The 24,617-nt window shown below is 33.1% G+C and carries 24 protein-coding genes, 2 tRNA genes and 1 pseudogene; 12 read left to right on the forward strand and 15 right to left on the reverse strand.

Annotated elements, in window-relative coordinates:
• Window positions 1–170: 170 nt before the first annotated feature.
• The 4 genes from FLACHUCJ7_RS06060 to rlmN form a co-directional block, all read right to left on the reverse strand.
• Window positions 171–2,078 carry a DUF2207 domain-containing protein gene (locus FLACHUCJ7_RS06060; protein WP_180908283.1) on the reverse strand — a complete coding sequence of 636 codons (1,908 nt, stop codon included), beginning with the start codon at window positions 2,076–2,078 and terminating at the stop codon, window positions 171–173.
• Window positions 2,079–2,090: 12 nt separating this feature from the next.
• Window positions 2,091–2,642 (reverse strand): LemA family protein, encoded by a 552-nt coding sequence (locus FLACHUCJ7_RS06065; protein ID WP_180908284.1) that lies wholly within the window; start codon window positions 2,640–2,642, stop codon window positions 2,091–2,093.
• A gap of 60 nt (window positions 2,643–2,702) precedes the next feature.
• On the reverse strand, window positions 2,703–3,680 hold the full coding sequence (locus FLACHUCJ7_RS06070) for a polyprenyl synthetase family protein (RefSeq protein ID WP_180908285.1): 978 nt from the start codon (window positions 3,678–3,680) through the stop codon (window positions 2,703–2,705).
• A 76-nt stretch (window positions 3,681–3,756) separates the two neighbouring features.
• On the reverse strand, window positions 3,757–4,800 hold the full coding sequence (rlmN, locus tag FLACHUCJ7_RS06075; protein ID WP_180908286.1) for a 23S rRNA (adenine(2503)-C(2))-methyltransferase RlmN: 1,044 nt from the start codon (window positions 4,798–4,800) through the stop codon (window positions 3,757–3,759).
• Between the two features lie 423 nt (window positions 4,801–5,223).
• Between rlmN and FLACHUCJ7_RS06080 the strand changes: the two genes are divergently transcribed.
• From FLACHUCJ7_RS06080 to FLACHUCJ7_RS06100, 5 genes are all read left to right on the forward strand, one after another.
• Complete coding sequence (locus tag FLACHUCJ7_RS06080) at window positions 5,224–5,820, forward strand: YceI family protein (protein WP_035136433.1); 597 nt, start codon at window positions 5,224–5,226, stop codon at window positions 5,818–5,820.
• A gap of 317 nt (window positions 5,821–6,137) precedes the next feature.
• On the forward strand, window positions 6,138–6,491 hold the full coding sequence (locus tag FLACHUCJ7_RS06085; RefSeq protein ID WP_031454566.1) for a hypothetical protein: 354 nt from the start codon (window positions 6,138–6,140) through the stop codon (window positions 6,489–6,491).
• A gap of 109 nt (window positions 6,492–6,600) precedes the next feature.
• Window positions 6,601–7,242, forward strand: coding sequence for an O-methyltransferase (locus FLACHUCJ7_RS06090; protein WP_078227394.1), 642 nt, complete (start codon window positions 6,601–6,603; stop codon window positions 7,240–7,242).
• 69 nt (window positions 7,243–7,311) lie between these two features.
• Window positions 7,312–8,034: a phytanoyl-CoA dioxygenase family protein gene (locus tag FLACHUCJ7_RS06095; protein WP_180908287.1), complete on the forward strand. Its 723-nt coding sequence runs from the start codon at window positions 7,312–7,314 to the stop codon at window positions 8,032–8,034.
• A gap of 135 nt (window positions 8,035–8,169) precedes the next feature.
• Window positions 8,170–8,637 carry a hypothetical protein gene (locus tag FLACHUCJ7_RS06100; protein ID WP_180908288.1) on the forward strand — a complete coding sequence of 156 codons (468 nt, stop codon included), beginning with the start codon at window positions 8,170–8,172 and terminating at the stop codon, window positions 8,635–8,637.
• Between the two features lie 184 nt (window positions 8,638–8,821).
• Here the strand turns inward: FLACHUCJ7_RS06100 and FLACHUCJ7_RS06105 are convergent, their stop codons facing one another.
• From FLACHUCJ7_RS06105 to FLACHUCJ7_RS06135, 7 genes are all read right to left on the reverse strand, one after another.
• Window positions 8,822–9,385: a phosphatase PAP2 family protein gene (locus tag FLACHUCJ7_RS06105; RefSeq protein ID WP_180908289.1), complete on the reverse strand. Its 564-nt coding sequence runs from the start codon at window positions 9,383–9,385 to the stop codon at window positions 8,822–8,824.
• Between the two features lies 1 nt (window position 9,386).
• Window positions 9,387–9,734, reverse strand: a complete 348-nt coding sequence (locus tag FLACHUCJ7_RS06110) for a Sec-independent protein translocase subunit TatA/TatB (RefSeq protein WP_031454562.1) — start codon at window positions 9,732–9,734, stop codon at window positions 9,387–9,389.
• 103 nt (window positions 9,735–9,837) lie between these two features.
• Window positions 9,838–12,081, reverse strand: coding sequence for a M1 family metallopeptidase (locus FLACHUCJ7_RS06115; RefSeq protein WP_180908290.1), 2,244 nt, complete (start codon window positions 12,079–12,081; stop codon window positions 9,838–9,840).
• Window positions 12,082–12,145: 64 nt separating this feature from the next.
• Window positions 12,146–12,652 (reverse strand): DUF6702 family protein, encoded by a 507-nt coding sequence (locus FLACHUCJ7_RS06120; RefSeq protein ID WP_078227389.1) that lies wholly within the window; start codon window positions 12,650–12,652, stop codon window positions 12,146–12,148.
• Complete coding sequence (locus FLACHUCJ7_RS06125) at window positions 12,649–13,404, reverse strand: hypothetical protein (RefSeq protein WP_180908291.1); 756 nt, start codon at window positions 13,402–13,404, stop codon at window positions 12,649–12,651. The genes FLACHUCJ7_RS06120 and FLACHUCJ7_RS06125 overlap by 4 nt, the downstream gene beginning before the upstream one ends.
• On the reverse strand, window positions 13,394–14,119 hold the full coding sequence (locus FLACHUCJ7_RS06130) for a carboxypeptidase-like regulatory domain-containing protein (RefSeq protein ID WP_180908292.1): 726 nt from the start codon (window positions 14,117–14,119) through the stop codon (window positions 13,394–13,396). The genes FLACHUCJ7_RS06125 and FLACHUCJ7_RS06130 overlap by 11 nt, the downstream gene beginning before the upstream one ends.
• On the reverse strand, window positions 14,106–14,873 hold the full coding sequence (locus FLACHUCJ7_RS06135; RefSeq protein WP_180908293.1) for a hypothetical protein: 768 nt from the start codon (window positions 14,871–14,873) through the stop codon (window positions 14,106–14,108). The genes FLACHUCJ7_RS06130 and FLACHUCJ7_RS06135 overlap by 14 nt, the downstream gene beginning before the upstream one ends.
• 162 nt (window positions 14,874–15,035) lie before the next feature.
• Between FLACHUCJ7_RS06135 and pepE the strand changes: the two genes are divergently transcribed.
• Complete coding sequence (gene pepE, locus FLACHUCJ7_RS06140) at window positions 15,036–15,743, forward strand: dipeptidase PepE (protein WP_180908294.1); 708 nt, start codon at window positions 15,036–15,038, stop codon at window positions 15,741–15,743.
• Between the two features lie 46 nt (window positions 15,744–15,789).
• Here pepE and FLACHUCJ7_RS06145 read toward each other — a convergent pair.
• Both FLACHUCJ7_RS06145 and FLACHUCJ7_RS06150 read right to left on the reverse strand, forming a co-directional pair.
• Window positions 15,790–15,862, reverse strand: a tRNA-Gly gene (locus FLACHUCJ7_RS06145).
• Between the two features lie 92 nt (window positions 15,863–15,954).
• Window positions 15,955–16,027, reverse strand: a tRNA-Gly gene (locus FLACHUCJ7_RS06150).
• Between the two features lie 135 nt (window positions 16,028–16,162).
• Here FLACHUCJ7_RS06150 and FLACHUCJ7_RS06155 point away from each other — a divergent pair.
• Window positions 16,163–16,600: a GNAT family N-acetyltransferase gene (locus FLACHUCJ7_RS06155; RefSeq protein WP_078227386.1), complete on the forward strand. Its 438-nt coding sequence runs from the start codon at window positions 16,163–16,165 to the stop codon at window positions 16,598–16,600.
• Window position 16,601: 1 nt separating this feature from the next.
• Window positions 16,602–18,185 carry a L,D-transpeptidase family protein gene (locus FLACHUCJ7_RS06160; protein ID WP_180908295.1) on the forward strand — a complete coding sequence of 528 codons (1,584 nt, stop codon included), beginning with the start codon at window positions 16,602–16,604 and terminating at the stop codon, window positions 18,183–18,185.
• On the opposite strand, the gene FLACHUCJ7_RS06165 is transcribed toward FLACHUCJ7_RS06160, so the two are convergent.
• Window positions 18,174–18,893: a murein L,D-transpeptidase catalytic domain family protein gene (locus FLACHUCJ7_RS06165; RefSeq protein WP_078227384.1), complete on the reverse strand. Its 720-nt coding sequence runs from the start codon at window positions 18,891–18,893 to the stop codon at window positions 18,174–18,176. The two genes, FLACHUCJ7_RS06160 and FLACHUCJ7_RS06165, sit on opposite strands and share 12 nt — an antisense overlap.
• A 481-nt stretch (window positions 18,894–19,374) precedes the next feature.
• Between FLACHUCJ7_RS06165 and gpmI the strand changes: the two genes are divergently transcribed.
• Window positions 19,375–20,892 carry a 2,3-bisphosphoglycerate-independent phosphoglycerate mutase gene (gene gpmI / locus FLACHUCJ7_RS06170; protein ID WP_180908296.1) on the forward strand — a complete coding sequence of 506 codons (1,518 nt, stop codon included), beginning with the start codon at window positions 19,375–19,377 and terminating at the stop codon, window positions 20,890–20,892.
• Between the two features lie 61 nt (window positions 20,893–20,953).
• Here the strand turns inward: gpmI and FLACHUCJ7_RS06175 are convergent, their stop codons facing one another.
• A complete protein-coding gene (locus FLACHUCJ7_RS06175) occupies window positions 20,954–22,207 on the reverse strand; it encodes a DUF445 domain-containing protein (protein ID WP_180908297.1) in 1,254 nt (417 codons plus the stop codon).
• Between the two features lie 187 nt (window positions 22,208–22,394).
• Between FLACHUCJ7_RS06175 and map the strand changes: the two genes are divergently transcribed.
• From map to FLACHUCJ7_RS06190, 3 genes and pseudogenes are all read left to right on the forward strand, one after another.
• Complete coding sequence (map, locus tag FLACHUCJ7_RS06180) at window positions 22,395–23,213, forward strand: type I methionyl aminopeptidase (protein ID WP_180908298.1); 819 nt, start codon at window positions 22,395–22,397, stop codon at window positions 23,211–23,213.
• A gap of 168 nt (window positions 23,214–23,381) precedes the next feature.
• Window positions 23,382–23,687: pseudogene (locus FLACHUCJ7_RS06185) on the forward strand (GxxExxY protein); the annotation flags it as partial.
• A 41-nt stretch (window positions 23,688–23,728) separates the two neighbouring features.
• Window positions 23,729–24,502: a class I SAM-dependent methyltransferase gene (locus tag FLACHUCJ7_RS06190; RefSeq protein ID WP_078227379.1), complete on the forward strand. Its 774-nt coding sequence runs from the start codon at window positions 23,729–23,731 to the stop codon at window positions 24,500–24,502.
• Window positions 24,503–24,617: the final 115 nt, after the last annotated feature.

Consider the following 24,617-nt stretch of genomic DNA (forward strand, 5'->3'; position numbering starts at 1 on the left):
ATTATTGATTTACTGATACTTAAATTCATGTTCTTTTTATTTTGATTTAATAAAAAAAACAGCATCCGGCTAAAACCAAGAAAACATACAATAAAAAAACCTTGCTATAAAATTATTGCAAGGTTCTTCAAAATAAAATATTTTTCAAAATAACTCTTTACAGGCAAGTTTTACCAACCGCCTCCGCCTCCGCCGCCACCGCCGCCACCGGAACTTCCGCTACCAGAGCTACCGCTGCTCCAACTGCCACTACTTCCTGATGAAGAGTTCGATGATCTGGAGGGTGTTGGATCGGTTCCTGCTGCACTTACAGAATTTCCAAAACCTGATAAAAACAGTGTTGGCTGTCTGTAAAAAGTATCGTTTCCTTGATACCAATCCGGATTATATTTTGCGAGTTCTAAAATTTCTTCAAATTGTTTTCCCCATTTTATTTCGACTCCCAATGCTATTGCGTACGGAAGTAACTTTTCGAATAATTGAGGTGTCAGCTCAGGCGGATTCAACATATTCATTCTGTCTTTCTCCGCTGTTTCGAGATATAACTTAAATCCTTCTAATCGATTAAATTCTTCTGCACCTTTTTCTGTAAATTTCCCCAAAGTCACTACGTAGAAGATATACATTAAAAAAACGATACCAATAACTACAATTTGTATTGTGCTTAAAAAAGGAATTGTCATTAAAAAAATTCCAATTGCCAGTGGATAAGTAAAGAAAGCAAAAAGGAATCTTAAAATTACTAAACCAGTTCTCTCTTCTTTTTGTAAAAACCAATAGGTTAATGCCGCCACTGCACAAATTAATCCTGTATAAAAAGTATAATTTACGAATCCTTTGTTTTTAGACAATATTTCATAAATCAATCCTCCAATTACAAAAACGGCAAAACCAATCCATTTTAATCGCGTATTGTTTTGGTAAATCTCTTCTAACTTAATTTGATCTTCTATCGCTTTAGTCCATTTAGAATAAGCTTTCTCAAAAATCCTATAGTTAGAATCCTGCACTTTTATTTTTGCTTTTTTAGAAAAACTATCTACTATTGCTGATTCTTCAGAACTTAAAGATTTTGAATCTTTTTCTAAAACTTCAATTTCGTATTTGTTTTCGTTTACAAAAATACCGCTTTCTATCGTAGAAGAAATTTTAACAGCACCCTTTACTGCGGTATTTATAAGGGAAGCCATATGTATTTTTGCATTGAGTTCTCTATGATAGACATATCCTACAAGCGCAGGAGACCAATCAAAAGGAGGCAAAAATTCTGGTATTACTGTTCTTTTAACGGGATCTTTTCCATGTTTTCTCCAACTAAAAAAGAAAAAAATAAACATTCCAATTCCAAAAACAACAGACCAGAAATAGGTTTTGATTTGTTTATAAAAAGAATTTGATTTTTGAGCAAGAGTTGGAGGATCAATAATTCCTTTAGGAAATGAAGCTGCAACTGTTAAACCTTCATTTGATCGAAGTTGGCGAGCGGAAAAAGTAACAATTGTTTTACTGTCATTTAAGGAACTAATACAATTTGAAGCCGAAGATCCTTCACTACCGGTATAACAATGTAAGTTTTCAAATTTATTATCTTCAGATGGGAGATAAAATTGGCAGGTTGCTTTGTCAATAGGAAAATCCCAGCCATTTCCGGTTACATTCCAATAGAGTTCATCATAATTGTCAAAATATCCAATCTGAAACGGAACGCTGTAACTGATCTGGTATTTATACGCTCCGTTTTCTAATTCAACAGCTGCATCTCCAATGTAAATTTTCCAATAATTTCCTTCTTCTTTTGTAAAATAAACTTCGGTTTTTCCGTCTTTTTCAATGGAGTTTATCGAATATTTTACATCGATCTCATTACCGTCTTTATCTTTTCGGGTTAGCGGAAAAGTTCTTAAAAGTCCGTGTTTAAAAACATTTCCTTCTGCTTTTATCGTAATATTTTCGACAACCTCAATGGTTCCTGATTTTTCGATTTTAACTTTAACATCAAAATTTAAAATTCTTTCCTGAGCGTGCAGTTGATTTACGAAAATAGAAAATAGAACAAAAAATATTTTTTTTAGCTGCATATAATAAAGGAATTAAAACTGAACTTTTGGTGTTTCTCTTTGATCTTGCTCTTTTAATTCGAGGTAATCTTTTTTCGGAAAACCAAAGATACCGGCAATTAAATTACCCGGAAAAGATTCTACAGCAATATTGTAATCTCTTACTGTTCCGTTGTAATATCGTTTAGAGCGTTCTATTTCAGTTTCTATTTCTCCTAAATCAGATTGCAGACTTAAAAAATTAGTATTGGTTTTTAAGTCGGGATAACTTTCTGCTAAAGCAAAAACTGATCCCACAGCATTATTAAGTTTTTGATCCAGTTTTAATCTTTCATCTGGATTATTAGTGTTCAAAGCCTTATTACGAAGATTTACAATAGAACTAAATGTTTCTTTTTCATGACTCATATATCCTTTTACGGCTTCTATAAGATTCGGAATCAGATCGAATCGTTTTTTTAAGATAATGTCAATGCCGCTAAAAGCCTCTTCTGCCCGATTCCTTCTGGAAACGAAACCATTATAAAGTACAATAAAGAGAATAAGAATTAGTAAAGAAAAAGCAGATATAAGTATGATAATCATATTTTAGAATTAAATTCGGAATCAAATTTAACAATAAAAATATTAAAAAATTACACAGAATTATTTCTTTCTCTCAATAACGTAATTCACCATTAAGGTAAGCGCTGCTTTGAATTCAGAATCCGGGCAGTTTTCTAAAAGAGAAAGTGCTTCCTGCTGAAACTGCACCATTTTGTTTTCGGCATAAGCCAAACCATTATTGTTTTTTACAAAGGCAATAACTTCTTTAACGCGCTTTTTGTCTTTGTTATGGTTTTTGATGGAGTTTATCAGCCACTTTTTTTCCTGCGGGGTACAGGTATTTAAAACGTGAATTAAAGGCAAGGTCATTTTTTGCTCTTTAATATCGATTCCGGTTGGCTTTCCAATGGCTTCTTCACTGTAATCAAATAAATCGTCTTTGATTTGAAATGCCATTCCGATAAGTTCGCCAAATTTGCGCATGTTCTCAACCTGAATATCGTCTTCAATTACCGATTTAGCACCAAGCGCACAACAAGCTGCAATAAGTGTAGCGGTTTTCTTTCTGATGATTTCATAGTAAACATCTTCCGTAATATCGAGTCTTCGTGCTTTTTCAATCTGAAGTAATTCGCCTTCACTCATTTCGCGAACGGCTACCGAAATAATTTTCAAAAGGTCAAAATCGCCATTGTCGATGGAAAGCAGTAATCCTTTTGAAAGTAAATAATCCCCAACCAAAACTGCAATTTTATTTTTCCAAAGTGCATTGATAGAAAAAAATCCACGGCGGCGATTACTGTCATCTACCACATCATCATGCACTAAAGTAGCAGTGTGAATCAGCTCAATTACCGAAGCTCCACGATACGTTCTCTCATTTACAACACCCCCAGAAACCATTTTTGCGGTTAAAAAAACAAACATCGGACGCATTTGTTTTCCTTTTCTATTTACAATATAATAGGTAATGCGGTTGAGCAAGGCAACCTTTGAAGTCATCGATTCATAGAACTTTTTTTCGAAAAGTTCCATTTCATTAAAAATAGGCTGCTTTATTTGAGAAGTAATATTCATTTCGTTTTCAAATATACTACTTTGAAAATAAATCTGGCACTTGAAAACTACTTTTGGAAGTAAATTTATATAACATTTAACCTTCTTTATTTGCCAATTGTCCGCAAGCAGCATCAATATCTTTTCCACGGCTGCGGCGTACTTTTACCACTACTCCAATATTCTCCAATGCTTTAATATACGCCATGATTGATTCTTCTGAAGCCTGCTGAAATTCACCATCATCAATTGGGTTGTATTCTATTAAATTTACTTTGCAGGGTACATATTTGCAAAACTTAACCAAGGCATCAACTGAAGCTTTATCATCGTTGATTCCTTTCCAGACCACATACTCGTATGAGATTTTGCTTTTAGTTTTTCTGTACCAGTATTCCAACGCTTCACGCAGGTCTTTTAATGGAAAGTTTTGACTAAAAGGCATAATTCGCGCACGAATTTCATCAATCGCAGAATGCAGGGAAACCGCTAATTTGAATTTCACATCATCATCGGCCATTTTTTTAATCATTTTTGGGATTCCTGAAGTTGAAACCATAATACGTTTTGGCGACATTCCTAAACCTTCTGTAGAGGTAATCATATCAATAGCCTTAATTACATTGTTATAATTCATTAAAGGCTCCCCCATTCCCATAAAAACAATATTCGAAAGCGGATGATTATGATACAGACGGCTTTCTTTATCGATTGCCAGAACCTGATCGTAAATTTCGCCCGGTTCCAGATTTCGCATACGTTTTAATCGTGCAGTTGCGCAAAAGTTGCAATCCAGACTGCAGCCTACCTGACTGGAAACACAAGCAGTTGTTCTGGTTTCGGTAGGAATCAAAACTGATTCTACTACCAAACCATCATGCAGCCGAACAGCATTTTTTACAGTTCCATCACTGCTTCGCTGCATCGTATGAACCTCAATATGATTGATTACAAAATTATTTTCAAGCATCGCCCTTGTAGGTTTTGCTACATTGGTCATATCATCAAAACTATGTGCTCCTTTGCTCCATAACCATTCATAAACCTGATTCCCGCGAAAAGCTTTGTCATTATTAGCGACAAAAAACTCACGCAACTGATCTTTTGATAAGGCTCTTATGTCTTTTTTCTCGATTTGCATGATGCAAATTTAATCACTTTTGTTCTTTTTAAATGCTTTTTTGAGTCATTCTTGCCGGTAAAGCCCAATTTTTAAAGTTATTTTAGGAAATTCTCAATTATTTTGTCCAAATAAAAGACTTTATATACCACATCCAAAATATTCAGACATCGCAATTAGCATCACCAACAAGTTGTTAAATTTCAAACAGATACAAATTTCAAACCTTTTAATCAGAGCTCATTTTAGTAATAAAAGATTGTACCTACTATTATTATAGTCTTTTAAAACAATTTTATCTATGATTTTTATCATCAAATATGCTTTGTATTCACAATAAATTTGATACAAGAATTAAGGAGATGATTGTTGACATAAGATTTCATTAGACTATTAAAACATCATTCCCTTAATTAAATGATTAACAAAATAAATCAATAAAAAATGAAAACTCTCAAATCTTTTTTTCTAACAGTTATCTGTTTAGGAATTACATTTTACACCAATGCTCAAAAAAATTATACGGTAAATACAAAATCAAAATTTGAAGTCGCGGGTACTTCCACTGTTCACGATTGGGTAATGAAATCTACAGAAGGAACCGGCACCGCGAATTTAACGGTTAAAGATTCTAAACTAACCGATATAAACAGTTTAACGATTATATTACCTGCAGAAAGTTTAAAAAGCGGCAAATCAAGTATGGATGACGTGGCTTATGAAGCTTTAGACACAAAAGCACACAAAAACATTAAGTATGTTTTAAAATCTGCTGATAAAGTAAATGAAACCGTTTGGAATCTAACCGGTACTTATACCATTTCTGGTATCAGCAAAGAGTACAGAACGCAGGTAAACGTAACGGCTGTTAATGGGAATTTTGTTTTAAGAGGTTCTAACCAAATTACTTTTGCTGATTTTGGAATATCTCCTCCAACGGCAGCACTTGGAGTTGTGAGAACAGGAAAAGATCTGACTATCCTTTTTAATATTACTTTAAATGATTATACACAAAGTGAAAATGTCTTAGTAATTAAATAAATCCTGATTGAAGTAAACTATATTTACTACTTTCAAAATGAAAGGAGTCGAAGGCTTTTTATCCAAAAAGGCTTTGACTCCGTTTTGCTTTCCTGCTGTTTTGCTTTCCTGCTGTTTTGAATTAGATACAGTCGTAAAAATATTTTTCTTTAAAAAAAATCAACAGCATACCTAAAAAAATAAATTTTGGCACGGGAATTGTCTTGCACTCGATAGGAAAATAATCTTACAAAGAGCGCTTAATTTTAAAATTTGTACTTTTATTTTTTCAGCTTTATACCCTTTATATATTATCAATTTTAAAAAATTAAATTATCATGAAAAAACAAATTTTAAGTTTAGCAGTTATCGCTTTGTTAGCATTCGGTGTTCAGTCTTGTGAAGACAAAAAAGCAACTAAACCTGAAGAGGAATTAACTCTTGGAAACAAAGTAGACTCATTAACAACAGATATTGAAGAAGTAAAAGACAGTGCTGTTGTAAAAGCAGAAAATGCAGCTGATAAAGCAAAAGCAGCTACTGAGGAAGCAAAAGAAAAAACCAAGGAAACGATAGAAGATGTAAAAGATGCTACTAAAAAAGGTGCTGAAAAAGTAGAAGCTGCTGCTAAAGCTGCTAAAGACGGAACAGTGAAAACTGCTAAAGAAGTAAATGAAGCCTTGAAAAAATAATTTCATCAGAATTCAACATTAAAACCATCCACTTTACGGATGGTTTTTTTATGACCAAAAGTGAGCTTATATTTTGTATTTTTACAGCCAAATTTGAATAGACTACGCAATGCATTTTATCTCACAAGACTTAGAAGATTATATTGAACAGCATTCTGAAAACGAACCGGAATTGTTAGCGAAACTTAATAAAGAAACGTACCAGAAAATCCTTTTGCCAAGAATGTTAAGCGGGCATTTTCAGGGGCGTGTTTTAAGTATGTTGTCTAAATTGATCCGACCGGTGAATATTTTAGAAATTGGAACTTATACGGGTTATGCCGCTTTGTGTTTGTGTGAAGGAATGCAGGAAAACGGACAGCTTCATACCATTGACATCAAAGAAGAACTCATTGATTTTCAGCGTAAATATTTTGATGCATCACCATGGGGTGCACAAATTTTTCAGCATTTGGGTGAAGCAATCGATATTATTCCGACTCTGGATGTAAAATTTGACTTGGTTTTTATTGATGCCGACAAAGAAAACTACATTAATTACTGGGAAATGATTGTTCCTAAAATGAATAAGGGCGGAATCATTTTGTCTGATAATGTTTTATGGAGCGGAAAAATCCTGGAACCGGTACATCCAAATGATGTAAGCACCAAAATACTTTTAGAATATAATTTACTTTTGAAAAATGACCCAAGAGTAGAAACGGTTTTATTACCAATTCGCGATGGATTGACAGTCAGCAGGGTTTTGTAAATTTTAAGATTCTGAGACGCTAAGTTTCTAAGATTTTTTCGTAATAAACGTGATATTTCAAAATTTAAAATGAAGAATTTACATCAAATAAACACTGACGGATTTACAATTATTGATAATGTTTACAACGAAGAGGAAATTCAAAAAATAATTTCTTTAATTGAAAACACAACGGAAAATAATCCAGAAAATGATACTTTCAGAAAATCTCAGGATTTATTTGCTGTAAGGCAATTTCATAAAGAAATTCCTGAGACTTTACCTTTTATATTCAATCAAAAATTACAGAAAATTATAGAAACTGCTTTTGGAAAAGGCTATTTTATAACCAAATCCATTTATTTTGACAAACCCGAAAAATCGAACTGGTTTGTTGCCTACCATCAGGACCTGACTATTTCTGTCAATAAAAAAATTGAGGTTGAGAGTTTTGAAAACTGGACTGTAAAACAAAATCAGTTTGCGGTTCAGCCTCCTGCAGCAATTCTTGAAAATAATTTCACTATCAGAATTCACATTGACAAAACCACAAAAGATAATGGTGCTTTGAAAGTCATCAATAATTCACATTCAAAAGGAATTTTAAGAATTGAAAAGCTTGATTTCGAAAACGAAAAGGAAACTATCTGCGAAGTTGAAAAAGGTGGTATTATGATTATGAAACCTTTACTGTTTCATGCTTCAAACAAAACTACAAACAACGAACGAAGAAGAGTTATTCATATTGAATTCAGCAAGCAGGAACTTTCTGATGGATTGGAATGGAGCGAGAAAACGGTTCTTTTGAACTAATGTTTTCTTTTTGAATTATAATCCGAGAGTTTAGATTTGTTTTCTATTTCCTAATTCACGAAGATCTTGCGGTAAGTCAAATTTATAGAGAATATTTAAATGTTTGAATCATTCATCTATGTAAAAAAATAAATTTTGAATTGGATAATAAGAAATACAGAAAAATTATACTGCCACACAAACTTAAATGATCTTTTAAATTCATCATGGATAAACATTTCCGAATTTAATTGGGTGATGTCTGACTTAGACATTATAAATTTTTCAAAACAGCAATTACCAATTGATCTGGAAGATGATTATTCAATAATAACACCTGAAAATTTAAAAAAAATAGTTAAAACAGATTCTCAAATCATATGGGGTGTAATATCTGCCGTAAAAAAAACTGAAGAGCCAATATTTGATATAAAAAACCCTCCATTTGCAGAAGGAAATAATGATGTTTGGATTAATGACAAATTTCAAGTTGAAAACTCATCCTGCGAAATTACCGCTTGGGATAGTTCTTTTACAATTGTAAAATTTAAAGATGGAGAATTATCTAAAAAGTTTAAGGCTTATTTTGACGAAGCAATAGAATTAGAAGAATTTAATTTCTAAGAAAGTATTTTTAAAAACAGGTATATTTAATAATTACATCTGTTTTTAAAAATTTCTTTTTGAAAACGAGTGCCCTAGCCCGGATGGAAGTGAAATCCTTTTGTGCCAGGGTTTGGCTCAAAAGATATAGCGGACAGCCGGAATCAGTTCCTTCTTTCGACTACGCTCAGGATGACAATAAGTATTATTCCGGAAAGTATTTTGGTTTTAAATTTTGATATACTTTGAACATCAAAAATCCAAACAAAGCTCCAAAGAAATAGCCAGTCAGAATGTCTCCCGGGTAATGCAAACCTAAATAGATACGGCTATAGGCGAAGATTAATGGCCATAAAAACAGAAACCCAAGGTATTTGAAATGGCGTTTTAAAACCAGAAATAAAAACGTAGCCACAGCCATTGTGTTAGCAGCATGCCCAGAGAAAAAACTATACGATTTTCGGGATTGCACTACCCTGATAATTGTGTTGATTTCAGGATTATTGCAAGGTCGTAAACGCTGAAAAGTGTTTTTAAAAAGATTGGTTGTCTGATCTGTAAAAGCAATCAAAACTGCTATAAAAAGCAATAAATACAAGGTTTGTTTTCCTCCAATTTTTCTATAAATAAGATAAAACATTAATAAAAAAACGGGAGTCCAATTTAACTGACTTGTAATAATCAGCCAGAAATTATCGTATGTTTCAGAACCTAAACTGTTAAGATAAACTAATAAATGAGTATCTAATTCTTGTATTTTTTTAAGCATATTATCTTTGACGTTTTACAGGTCCTGCGATGGAATCAATATCTTCTTTTACTTTGTCAATTTCTGTAGCTGTGTCGCCCAATAAATTTGTTGTATCACCTAATAAATTAGATTTGGCATCATTAATTTGAGCGTTGATATTACCTGTTATATCTGAAAGCGATTTTGCATCAAGACCATTTGCTTCAGCCCCTTTTTGAATTTCGCTTTTAATATCATTTGTTGCATTTTTTAACTGCGCCATCGCTTTACCCATTGTACGGGCAATTTCAGGCACTTTATCTGATCCAAAAAGCATTAGTACTATAAAAAGTATAAAAACTAATTCTCCTCCTCCTATACCAAACATATCTTTTATTTTTTGTGTCACAAAGATATTAAATTTTACAGGCTGGTGTTTTAAAATTTACTTAAAAAAAAAGACTCTTTTCAGAGTCTTTCTAATTTTATATTTAATCAAATTTTGACTTTTGCTCGATTTTTGGCCAAGAGTTGTTGGTTACATCAATATCAGCGGTCAATAATTTCGGGTCTATCTGAATGCTTTTGACAGGTTTTTCAGTTGCATACACTTTTTTGGCTGATTCATTGCCTTTTCTCCATATTTGTGCAGGATACTGATAATTGTCTTTTGTACCGTCTTCATAGGTAATTTCAACCAAAATTGGCATAATCATTCCGCCTGGTTTATTGAATTCTACTTCGTAGAAATATTTAGGCGATTTAATGCTTGCTTTTTCCTCTGCCGTAAAAGTCTGATCTACATAATCAGCCAAAGGCTTAAAATCTTCTACTTTTAAAGCCTTTTTCTTAGATTCCTCTACTTCTGTATTATCACCTGCCACTAAATAAACAAAAGGTCCTTTTTCGTACCCGAAACGTCCTTTTCTAACTTTGACATCTTTGATATCTGCAGTTGGAGTTTCTGAAACATAATATTGCTTTACCTCTTTGATTCCGATATCTACAAAGTCAGTTGAATAAAACCACCCTCTCCAAAACCAGTCTAAATCTACTGCAGAAGCATCTTCCATCGTTCTGAAAAAATCTTCCGGAGTTGGATGTTTAAATTTCCATCTGTTTGCATAGGTTTTAAAAGCATAATCAAACAATTCTCTTCCCATCACTACTTCTCTTAAAATATTAAGTCCTGTAGCCGGTTTTCCGTACGCATTATTCCCAAATTGATGAATGGTTTCAGAATTAGACATAATGGGTTCCAAAAACTTCTGGTCTCCGCTCATGTACGGAACAATATTTTTTGCAGGTCCGCGTCTTGAAGGGAACTTTGGATCCAATTCCTGTTCTGCCAGATATTCTAAAAATGAATTTAAACCCTCATCCATCCAGGTCCACTGACGTTCATCAGAATTTACAATCATCGGAAAGAAAGTGTGCCCAACTTCGTGGATTACAACACCAATCATTCCGTTTTTTACTTCTTTGCTTGTTACACCATTTTCGTCAGGACGACCAAAATTCCAGCAAATCATAGGATATTCCATTCCCTGATCTTCTGCAGAAACGGATACTGCTTTTGGATATGGATAATCAAATGTATGTGACGAATAACTTTTTAAAGTATGGGCAACTGTCATAGTTGAAGTTTCTCCCCAAAGCGGGTTTGCTTCTTTCGGATAAACAGATTCAGCCATTACTATTTTTCCACCCAATTTTACAGCCATTGCATCGTAAATGAATTTTCTTGAAGAGGCAATTCCAAAATCACGTACGTTTTTTGCACTGAACTTCCATGTTTTTTTCTTTTCAGAGAAACCTTTTTCAGCAGCTTCAGCTTCTGCCTGTGTAACAATTACAACCGGTTTATCAAATGATTTTTGAGCCTGTTCATAACGTTTTACCTGTTCTGCCGTAAAAACTTCAGCTCTGTTGGTCAATTCTCCCGTAGCATCAATAATATGATCAGCAGGAACTGTAATATTTACATCAAAATTTCCAAAAGGAAGTGCAAATTCCCCGCTTCCCCAAAATTGCATATTTTGCCATCCTTCAACGTCATTGTAAACTGCCATTCTTGGATAAAACTGGGCTATTACATATAATTTATTACCGTCTTTTTCAAACAACTCATAACCGGAACGTCCGCCTTCTTTTCTGTAATTATTGATGTTATACCACCATTTTACAGACAATGAAATCTTTTCTCCATGTTTTAAAGGCGAAACCAGATTAATACGCATCATGGTTTCATTGATGGTGTAGGACATCGGATTTCCTTTAGCGTCTTTTACATATTCGATATTAAAACCGCGTTCTAAATCTTTCTTTAGATATTTACCCGAAAAACCCTCCAAAGGCAAGACCTGATTAATTTTCTCTCCTTCGGCCAAAGCAGATTGTGTATTGGCTTTAGCCTGATTTTGATCCAGTTGAATCCATAAATACTCTAAATTGTCAGGTGAATTATTTGTGTAAGTAATCGTTTCAGATCCGCTTAATCTTGAGTTTTTATCATCCAGTTCAATATCAATCTTGTAGTCTGCCTGCTGTTGATAATAAGCAGGACCCGGGGCTCCTGATGCCGTACGAAACATATTTGGCGTAGCCATCAAGTCATACATCTGGCTAAACTTGTTTGTATCATACTTTCCCTGTTGTTTTGGAGCAACAGTGGTATTTTTCTCCTGAGCCATTAGCACAGCAGGAAAAAGCAATAGTAATGAAAGTCTTTTCATAAATATTTTTTGGAGTTTTTGAAGCCGTGAAAATAGGAATTAAAACAACAATTTTACCCGTTCATTAATACTTTAACACTTCTTTCTTTGAAGATTCTGTAAAAAGCACACTTCGTTTAGTTCCATATGCTGAAATATGTGTAATGTTTTGCTGTTCAGCATTCCAATCAACTAAAACTGTATTTGAAATTTCTAATACTTTAAATTTCTCTACAGCAGTAATTCTGGAATAACAAACCAAAACATCATCGGATTCGAGTTCTTTTGATAAAAAAGTAATAGGTTTTAGCTGACCATTTATTTTTATATTAAAATTTTCTGAAAGGTATCTTTTTAATAAATCAATATCAGCCTGAGTTTCCTTATCAGTAGCCAGAAAGGTCTTTTTATTGTATTTTTTTTCTATCCCCTTATTCAGATCATCAACAAATATTCTGGAGGTAATTTGAATCATTTTTTTTTCAGTCGAATAACTAACCTGAAAAACTCCCATGTAGAATTTATGGAATGCAAATGCAGACAGGGATAAAAATAATATTCCAATTAAGGAATAAAGGAGATTCTTTTTCATTTCTGTTTCACCACAACCTTTTTGAAATCTTTATTTTTATTAATCATAAAATCCATCAGTTCAAATTTTTGATCTGTTTTTAAATGTCTTTTAGACTCTGAATCATTCGAACAGTACATCAAAAACAAATCGATTTCATCTTCTTTCAGCCCTAATGTCTTTATATAAAAATCAGGTGTAAAATTATCTTTCGAATATTCAACAAAAGCGATGTCACTTATCACTTCCTCTTCAACTTCTTTATCTTTTCGAAGCAGCTTTTTAACATCTTTAAAAATTCGGACAAAATCAGTTCCGTATTTAATCGTCTGATTTGAATACATTGCCGTGTTTTTAGCAGTTGATTGTTTGTCGTCTTCAAATTGCATATCAACAAAACGCTGCGAACCACCATCCAAAGAATTAATTTTTAAGTCTTTATGAACCAAAACTTCTTTTAACTCAATATTGACTAAATCTAAAGAGATAAATAAAAGCGTTTCCGCACAGTCTTTTTCTGTTAAAACAATTTTTTTAGACTGAAACGCCAAACCCGTAAACAATAGAGTGTCTTTTGGTCTTGCTAAAAGATCAAACAATCCTTTTGGACCAATGTAAGTTCTTATTTTAGCATTTATATTCATCACATAACCTGTCTCTATTGGAAGAGAACTGTTAACTACCTGGCCGTGTAAAGTTTTTCTCGAATTAGTTTGCCCCACTACAAATTGACAAAACAAACACAGTACAAATATTCCTAATTTATTTTTCATACTCTATAATTGTTAGATATTCCTGCGCCAAACGAGTTATCAAAAACATACTCATTGTTTTGTTCTTAGTATCCAAAGATACAGCAAATTCAGGATTATCCACACAGTAAAGCTGAAATCCTTTTATATGTTCTAACGGAATTTTAAGACGATCCGTGTAATATGCTTCCTCAAAAAGATATTCCAACTTCTTAAAAAGGGTTTCTTTTTTCTCAACTTTAACCTCCTTTTTTAACATCTTAGTTCTTCCGGAAATTGCATTTATTACTTTATCAACAGAAGTCGATGTTGCTGTACGAAGCTTTCTTTCAGCCGGAGTGTATTTTTTTTGTCCATGTGGAATAATCCCGAGATTTTCAGCTGTGATATTAGCATTATCATTTACAACTACTTCTTTTAGCTCAATTTGTTTTGCTGTCATTTTTATTACAAGCGAACTTGAATTTAGATCATCAGCAGTAATGCGGCGCTTTAAAGGCTCTAAATTTACTGATGAAAAAACCAGAACATCTCCTGATTTTACCACAATAGAAAACATTCCATTTACATCTGAAACAGTAGTAATTTGTGTGTTATTATTAATAATATTTACACCCTCCACAGAAGTAGACTGCTCAAAAATTTGTCCAAAAATTTCTTTTGAAACTTTATTTTGCCCAAGACAAATTTGAACAAAAAAAAACAAGATTATATATAAGGTATTATTTGTTTTCAATAGCAATTATCTCTTTGTATTTAACAGCCAATTCTCCTAATAAAAATTCTGTCGAAGTTTTATTTTTAGAATTTAAAATAGCTGTAAATTTATCATTTTCTACGACATAATACTCAAATCCTTTTACATATTCAAGAGGGATTTTTAGTTTGTTTACAAAATGATCCAATGTAAATAAATTTTCTAAAAGCCGCATGTAAGACTCTTTTTTCTCTACAGCAACTTCCTTTTTCAACATTGCCGTGCGCCCTGAAAAGAAATTCAATAAAGGATCAACAGAAATAGAACCTCCAGCCATTGTTCCTGCATTTGCAGTAGGATTTAATGCCGTAGCTGTGTGCAACTTTCTCTCAGCATCTGTATAGCTTTTTTGTCCCGAAGGAATAATACCTAAAGCAACAGCATTAATATTATCGTACCGTTTTACAATTACCTCCTGCAATTGATACATGAGAAGATTTAATTTTACAGTATAATTAAGGTCTGAAAAATTTTCAGGCGTCAATAGCACCCGGTTTTCCTTAAATTGAATTGACGAAAAAACAAGTGTATCTCCACTTCTGGCCTTTATAGAAAATGATCCATCTGCAGTAGTTGTTACCATTACTTCAGTTTGCGCATTCACCACATATACTCCTTCCAAATCATTTGTGTTTGAATTAATCCTTCCGTTTAAAACAATACGTTCCTGATTCTGAGACCAAACAACCTGACTCAAAAACACTACTACTAAACAGATAATTTTATCAATCAAAATCAAAAAATTAGAATTATTCTTAAAAATGTAAAAATATCCTAATGTGTTCCAAATTTAATACTAACAGCATGGTAAAAATATGTTAATTTAAAAAGGCTTTTAACAACAGAACAGGCTTTTCAATACCTTTATCCTTAAACAATCAGAGTTTCTAATTTTATGAAAAACATCATTATTGCAAGCACCTCTACACTACATGAAGGCCGTTATTTAGAATATTTGCTACCTGTATTGCAATCGCATTTTAAAAATTGTTCAACTATCTTATTCATCCCCTATGCCCGTCCTGGCGGAATTTCGCATGATGAATATACTCAAAAAGCAGCTTCAGTTTTTCAAACTATCAACATTTCAGTAAAAGGAATTCATGAATTTGAAGATCCTGAAACAGCTTTAAAAAACGCTGAAGGAATATTTACTGGAGGAGGAAATACTTTTTTACTGGTTACTCAATTATACAGAAATAATATTATGCAGATTCTTTCTGAAACGGTAAAAAACGGAATACCTTATTTAGGAACCAGTGCCGGAAGCAATATTTGCGGTCTTTCAATGCAAACCACAAACGACATGCCTATAGTATACCCTCCTAGTTTTCAGACATTAGGATTAATTCCTTTTAATCTAAACCCTCATTATTTAGATCCTAATTTACAATCCAAACACATGGGAGAAACCCGCGAAACAAGAATAAAAGAGTTTCATGCTTTTAATACTATTCCGGTTTTAGGATTAAGAGAAGGCAGCTGGATTGAAGTAAAAGGAGAAAAAATTACTTTAAAAGGAAATCTATCAGCCCGTTTATTTCTTCAGAATCAACAGCCAACTGAGTTAAATCCCGAAAGCGACCTTAGTAATTTAAAATAACCTAAAAACAAAAAATCCTCAAACAAATTGTTTGAGGATTTCGAAGAGCGAAAGACGAGGCTCGAACTCGCGACAACCAGCTTGGAAGGCTGGAGCTCTACCAACTGAGCTACTTTCGCATTAACAGGGTGCAAATATAAAAAAATAAATCTTTTAAAAAAATAAAAAACAAATTATTTACATTTTAAATCTAAACCTAAGTTTTGATTAGAGCGAAAGACGAGGCTCGAACTCGCGACAACCAGCTTGGAAGGCTGGAGCTCTACCAACTGAGCTACTTTCGCATTACTGTGGTGCAAATATAAAAAATAAGTAAGGTTTAAAACAAGCTTTTTTTGAAAAAAAATAAATTAAAAATCACTATTTTTAGTAATCTATTTAAAATTAAAATGTTATAGCTTTGTTTTTTTATTCAGAACATGACATTAATTAAAGAAATATCTGCACAGGAAGCCATTATTGTAAGACATCCTGTACTTCGAAAAGAAAAATCCATCGAAACCTGCATTTTTGATGGGGATGATTTAGAAACAACACATCACTTCGGATTATTTAAAAATTCAAATTTAACAGGAATAATTTCGTTATTCCTAAAAAGCAATCCTATCTTTGCAGAAATTTTTCAGGTGCAAATTCGTGGAATGGCTATTTTAGAATCACACCAAAAAAAAGGTTTTGGAGAGAAACTAATAATACATTGTGAAGAATATTGTATATCAAACCAATTCGATTTGATATGGTTTAATGCAAGAACAGTCGCTGTTGGATTCTATAAAAAACTGGGATATAAAATCAAGGGAAATCCGTTTGAAATCCCAAATATTGGAGAACATTATTTAATGTACAAAAAAATATAAAATGAATAAACTTTACTTTCTGTTGATACTGTGTTTCTTTATAAGCTGCAAAAAGAACCAAAAAGACGCACTTCCAAAAATAAAAAAAGCTTTACCTGCCATAGTAATTACAGATGCAAGAACTGTTGACATAGATACTGCACTTATAAACGCTTATAAAAGTGAAACATTAAAACAATTTTATCTTTCATCTGACAATAAAACCATTTGGGGAAATCTAAAAAAAAGAACTTATATTTTATCGCAACTAAAAAAATCAGAAGATTTAGGTTTAAATCCAAATGATTATCGCGTAAAGAAAATGGATGTTTACGAGAATCAAATCAATAAATTAAGCAGCAAACAACTAGCCGAATATGATTTGCTGCTGACTCATAATTTTGAAAAATATGTTACCCATTTATACGAAGGAAAACTAAACCCCAAATTTTTATATCGGGACTGGGCACTTGAAGACAAGGATTTAGACATTAACACTGCATTAGTAAAAAGTTTCAATCACAATACTTTGGATAGTTTAGTTAAAAATATCCAGCCTAAATCGGAAACTTATAAACAATTACTAAAAGCCTTAAAACTTATCAATAGTTTTCCTGACGACCCTATTAGTACTATTGAATCAAAAGAAAAAATAGTACTGCATGATACTAATCGCGCATTAATCAATATTAAAAAAAGACTTTTATATTGGAATGATATGTCAGGTAAAGACAGTTTAACGGCTATCTACGACAATAAAACATTTGAATCTATGAAAAAATTCCAATCCCGTCACGGTTTAGTTCCGGATGGTGTCATTGGAGCCAGCACTATTCATCACCTAAACTTTTCTAAAGAAAAAAGAAAACATCAGATTATTACCAATTTAGAGCGCTGGAGATGGTATCCGAATGAATTTGCTGAAAATTATTTTATAGTTAACATTCCTGATTTTAGTTTGCATGTTGTAGAAAATAAGGATACGACTGCTGTTAGAAATGTTGTTGTTGGAACCAGTAAAAGAAAAACACCGGTTTTAACCTCTACTCTTAAAAGCATCGTTTTCAATCCAACATGGACTGTTCCTCCTACTATTTTAAAGGAAGATGTGGTTCCTGCAATGAAACGAAACAGAAATTATTTGAAAAACAAAAACATCACCATTTATGATAGCGCCGGACACGAAGTCGATCCTGCAAACTGGAACATAAATAAACCCCGCAGCTACAGGTATATTCAAAAACCAGGTTATTATAACTCACTTGGATTAATAAAAATTATGTTTCCTAACAATTATAGTGTTTACTTACACGACACCAATCACCGAAATTATTTCGAAAGAAGTAATCGTTCTTTGAGTTCCGGCTGCGTACGTGTTGAAAACCCATTAGAATTGGCACAGCATATTTTAGATGATTCTAAAAACTGGTCAAAAGATAAAATTGACACCATAATTGCCCGTAAAAAAACAACGAGCATTAAGATTACCAAAAAATATAAATTATATCAATGGTATTGGACTGCCTGGAGTAGAAAAAATCAATTGATTTTCAGATATGATGTTTATGATCTCGATGAAGATTTGTATTCTAAATTACGAAATTAGTTGCTCCATAGGAAAACTTCGCGAAGGGTGATAGATATACAAACATGATTTACCCTTTATGGCCTGAATAATTTCATCTGTCATTTCAACGGGAATTGCCGGACATCCCTGACTTCTTCCTAATCTTTTGTGATCTCTGATAAACGATTCAGAAACATAATCGGCTCCATGCATGACAACGCCTCTGTTACGAGCCTGATCATTTATTCCTTTTTCTAAACCATCTAAGCGTAATGAAATACCATGTTTTCCCTGATAAATTTCTCCGGTACTATAAAACCCTAAGCTGCTTTTAAAAGATGAACTAACATTTGAAAATGCTGAAGCAAACTCTTCACCGGTATTTCTGCCGTGCGCTACAAGAGATTGAAATAAAATAGTATGGGTCGATAAATCAATAACCCACAGACGTTTTAAGTTTGATGACAAACTAAAATCAACCAGAGTTAAAATATCTTTTTGAATAAAACCTTTTTCTTTCAATAAGTAAAAACCTTTCAAGGCTTCCGTAAAAGTTTTTAGTTCAGGAAGAATAAAACTATTCGTATTTAATGTGTTATAAATATTTTCAATCTTCGCATCAATAGCCAGTTTTTCAACTTTAGCAATGTTGCGTACTGTTACTTCTTTAGCTTCAGTGTTATTTTTAGTATCTGTACCAAAAGACAAAAACAAAAATAAAATTGCGGGATAAATCTTATAAATCATTGATTTCGTTTAGATTACACTTCTTTTGAGGTTTGACAAATTTATACTTTATTTGTAATTACAAAAATTAATATCACTAAATTAGGTGATATTTGTTCAAACTTTAACACTAAATCGCAAAAAAAGTTAAATTAAGCTAAATATATCATTTTTTTTTGCAGGAATTTACCTTGTTTCATAAACATAATTCATTATTTTAAAAACAAATTGAATTGTTTTTAAAACCTAATTAATATGAAATCAAAACCTTAGTAATATTTTTGTATCTAAAAAACGTATAAATCACTAAAACTATTTAGTTAACATAAAATACTATTCAACTACTACAGAATCTCAAACCTGTCTGCATTAATTTTAAAAAACAAAGCTTTCTTCAATTAAATTATTATTTTTTTGCACTGTTCATTTTATAAAACATAATTGTCACAATCGTTTCTTGCCTGTTTTATAAATGGTTTATCTTTGCCAAAAACTAAAAACCATGAATAAAAAAGTAATCCTTATGATTTTAGACGGTTGGGGAAAATCTCCTGACCCTAAAGTATCTGCAATAGACAATGCAAATGTTCCTTTTATAAATAGCCTTTACCAAAATTACCCAAGCGCACAACTTCGTACCGACGGATTAAACGTTGGCTTACCCGAAGGACAAATGGGAAACAGCGAAGTTGGACATATGAACCTGGGTGCCGGAAGAATCGTTTATCAGGATTTAGCCAAAATAAATTTAGCAGTAGCACATCAGACACTTGCCAAAGAGCAAGTTTTGGTTGATGCTTTTACTTATGCTAAAGAAAACAATAAAAAAGTACACTTTTTAGGATTAGTATCTGATGGAGGCGTACACTCTCATACCTCACACTTACGCGGGCTTATCGACGCTTCTCAGGAATATGGTTTAGAAAATGTATTCGTTCACGCCTTTACAGACGGACGTGATGTCGATCCAAAATCAGGTGCCAAATATATTCAGGATTTAGAAAACCATATTAAAGATACTACTGTAAAAATCGCCTCAATTGTTGGACGTTATTATGCAATGGACCGTGATAAACGCTGGGAGCGTGTAAAACTGGCTTATGATTTGGTTGTAAATGCAATAGGAACTCCGTCAAAAAATGCTGTCGCGAGTATTCTTGAAAGCTATTCAAAAGATGTAACCGATGAATTTATTGCACCAATCGTAATGGTTGATGAAGAAGAAAAACCATTAGCAACAATTGTCGAAGGCGATGTTGTGATTTTCTTCAATTTCAGAACCGACAGAGGCCGTGAACTTACAGAAGCCCTTTCTCAACAAGATTTCCACGAGCAGAACATGCACAAATTGAACTTGTATTATGTTACGCTTACCAACTATGACGAAACTTATTTAAATGTAAAAGTTGTTTACAATAAAGATAATATCACTGAAACCCTTGGTGAAGTTTTAGAAAAAGCCGGCAAGAAACAAATTCGAATTGCTGAAACAGAAAAATATCCGCACGTAACTTTTTTCTTTTCCGGAGGAAGAGAAGTACCTTTTGAAGGAGAATCACGTATTTTAAGAAATTCTCCAAAAGTGGCCACTTACGATTTACAGCCTGAAATGAGTGCATATGAATTAACAGATGCCCTTGTTCCTGAATTAAACAAAGGTGAAGTAGATTTTGTTTGTTTAAACTTTGCTAACGGTGATATGGTTGGACATACCGGAATGATGGAAGCAGCAATTAAAGCTTGTGAGGCTGTTGATGCCTGCGCAAAACAAGTTATTGAAACCGCTCTTGAAAACAATTACACCACCATTGTAATTGCCGATCACGGTAACTGCGAAACGATGATCAACCCTGATGGAAGCCCAAATACAGCGCACACAACAAATCCGGTGCCGATTATTTTGGTTGACAAGGAGTTAAAAAACATCCAAAATGGTGTTTTAGGCGATATTGCCCCTACTATTTTAGAATTGATGGGTGTTCCACAGCCTGAAGCAATGACTTGTCATTCATTACTATAGAAAACCACTTTTTTTAATAGAAGAGAGACAAGTTTTAGGATTTGTCTCTCTTTGCTTTTATTTACATTACAAAATAATGGTAGGTACATTCAACTCCATATATTATAAGTCCGATAAATCCGCCCACTAAAGTTCCGTTGATTCTGATGTACTGAAGGTCTTTTCCGATTTCAAGTTCTAATTTTTCAGAAACCTCTTTTCCATCCCAACTTTTCACAGTTGAAGAAATTAAATCCCCAATTACCTTTTTATTATTCAGAAGAACAGAAAGCAAATCGTTTTTAATAAAATTATTGATTTTATCAACCATTGTCGAATCTTCTTTGAGTCCGTTTCCAAAATTCTGAATCAAACCGGCAATGTTTTTTCGGATTGAAGATTCCTCACCTTTCTCTAAATCATTTGTAATTGATAATTTTATTTCATCCCAGATCCCGTTAATGTAATCCTGAACTTCTGTTTTTCCGGCAAAACCAACAATCAGATTATTGATTTTGATTCGCATTTCTTCCGAGTTCTTTACCTTATTCAGGAAATCAGAAATGTATTCATCTATTTTAATTCTAACTGCGCTCTCCGGATTTTTGGCTTCATCAAGAAACTCCTGCAAGCCATTAAAAATACCTTCCGAAATGCTTTTATCAGCAAGGCCAAAACTCAAAAAAGGGGTAGATTGTTTTACTTTCTTTCTAATTAAGTCTTTATTTTCGCTTAATTCGGCACTCATCACTTCAAGAAGATTATTCAATAATTGGTCTTTTACATTCCGTTTTTGTAAAGGTTCAAATGCCAGCGCCACCCAGTCTCCGAAATTAATTGCTTCGAGTTTTTCTTTAAACTGTACCTGAATGAATCGCTTTATATCTTCATCTTTTATCGTTTTTAAAACCCCCGGAATAATATTTAGAGTTATAGCATCTGCAACTTTATTGGCATTTTCATCCTGCGAAAGCCAATCAGATGCTTTAGAGGCAAAATTGAATTCATCTAACTTAATTTCCAGCTTTTCACGATTCAGAAATTCTTCAGAAACAAAATTGCCGAGATTTTCACCAATCTCATTTTTTTTGGTCGGAATAATTGCCGTATGCCAAATCGGAATTCCCATCGGATGGCGAAACAAGGCTACAACTGCAAACCAATCCGCAATTCCGCCCACCATTGCTGCTTCGCTAAACGCCTGCAGCATAGGGATTTTAAAATAAATGGCAATTATAAACAACAGAACTGCCACGCCCAAAAGTGCCAAAGCATTTCGCTTCATTTTCCTAAGAGCGTTTACTTTATCAATATCCTGATCTGTAATAGTTTTCATGATTAATAAGGTTTTACTACTAATTTATGTCTTTTTTCCGAAATGCTTTTTAAAAAAAATGTTAGAATTGAAAAGAAACTTTGATTTTTAGATAAATTATTGAAATTTCAGTTCTAATTAATTTCAAAATCAACTTAAAAAAAATAAGATTAAAATTGTACTTTTGCGAACTGAAAATCTGAAAAATATGATTATCCAAAAAAACCGTGAGGAAATAGAATTAATGCGCGAAAGCGCTTTGATCGTATCGAAAACATTAGGAATGATTGCTTCTGAAATCAAAGAAGGAGTCACTACATTATATCTTGACAAATTAGCCGAGGAATTCATTCGCGATCACGGTGCTGTTCCAAGCTTTCTTGGTTTGTACGATTTTCCGAATTCGCTTTGCATGAGTCCGAATGCTCAGGTTGTTCACGGAATTCCGAATAATACGCCTTTACAGAATGGTGATGTTATTTCTGTAGATTGCGGTGCTTTCAAAAATGGATATCATGGAGATCATGCCTATAGTTTTGAAATTGGAGAAGTTGCACCAGAAACCAAAAAGCTTTTGCAGGTAACCAAAGAATCTCTTTACGTAGGAATCAGGGAATTTAAAGCCGGAAACCGTGTTGAAGATGTTGGAAATGCCATTCAAAAATATACTGAATCTCACGGATACGGAGTTGTCCGTGAATTAGTTGGACACGGATTAGGTCAAAAAATGCATGAAGCACCGGAAATGCCAAATTATGGTAAAAAAGGAAGAGGAAAACTTTTCGTTGAAGGAATGGTGGTTGCCATTGAACCTATGATCAACATGGGGACAAAAAATATCAAACAGCTTAAAGATGGCTGGACAATCCTGACTGCTGACGGAAAACCAAGTGCGCATTTCGAACATGATGTTGCTTTAATCGACGGAAAACCGGAAATTTTATCGACTTTCTATTACATTTACAAAGCATTAGGAATTGAAAGTACCGAAGAAGACGAATTTAGAAAAGTGCCTTTAGTTTTATAAGTTATTCCACAGAGATTCACAGAGATAAATGCCAAGATTCATAAAATTATTTATTTACAAGCCTTTTAAATGTTTGAAGAAAACAATGAATCTCGTAATAGATTAGATGCAATTACTTATAAAATAATTGGTGTTGCAATTGAAGTTCACAAATAATTAGGTCCTGGGTTATTAGAATCGGCTTATCAAGAATGTTTGTATTATGAAATAGTAAATACCGCCCTGACTGTTGAAAGACAAAAAGTTTTACCAATTGTTTATAAAGATATAAAACTTGATCATGGATATCGAATCGATTTATTAATAGAAAACACAATTGTCATTGAATTAAAAACTGTCGAAGCATTTACAGATGTTCAATTTACACAAATATTGACTTATTTGAAACTCGGAAATTATCCATTAGGATTACTCATTAATTTTGATTCAAAAATTTTAAAAAATAATATAAAAAGATTTACAAATACTTTGTGAGCCTCTGAGCTAACTTTTTGTAAATCTGCGAAACAACCCCAATGAAAAAACTATTCAAATTAGTACTTAATACAATACCCCGTCCATTATTAATTCGTTTGAGTTATGTGGTGCGCCCAATTTTGGCTTTATCGTTAAGAGGAAGCAAATTTACCGATCCTATTGACGGAAAAAGCTTTAAGTCGTTTTTGCCTTACGGATATGGTAAACAACGTAATAATGTACTTTCGCCAAGTACACTTTCATTAGAAAGACACCGTTTGCTTTGGCTGTATTTAAACGATCAGACTGATTTTTTTACAGCACCGAAAAAAGTATTGCATTTTGCTCCGGAACAGGCATTTTACAAAAGATTCCGCAAGCAGAAAAATCTGGATTATACAACAACCGATCTACTTTCGCCTTTGGCAGATGTAAAAGCAGACATTTGTAATTTGCCTTTCAAAGACAATGAATATGACGTTATTTTGTGTAATCACGTTTTAGAACATATTCCGGACGATACCAAAGCGATGCAGGAATTATTCCGAGTTTTAAAACCAGGCGGAATGGCAGTTTTGCAAATTCCACAAGATTTATCCCGCGAAGTTACGTTTGCAGACGATTCGATTACAGATCAAAAAGAGCGTGCTAAAATCTTCGGGCAGTACGATCACGTTCGAGTTTACGGACGCGATTATTTCGATAAATTGAGAAGTATAGGTTTTATTGTTATCGAAGAAGATTACACGAATAAAATTGCACCAGAGTTGGTTGAGAAATACTGTTTGGCAAAAGGCGAAATTATTCCGCTTTGCTTTAAACAGGAAAACTAATTTTTTTTTCACCATATAAGTGATATAAGTTCATTTAAAAAAGCGTTTTCAAAATAGAAATAATTTGAAAACGCTTTTTTTTAGCACAATTCCCAAATTACAAGCCTAACCAAAC

The organism is Flavobacterium salmonis (assembly GCF_903819435.1).
GTDB classification, from domain to species: Bacteria; Bacteroidota; Bacteroidia; order Flavobacteriales; family Flavobacteriaceae; genus Flavobacterium; species Flavobacterium chungangense.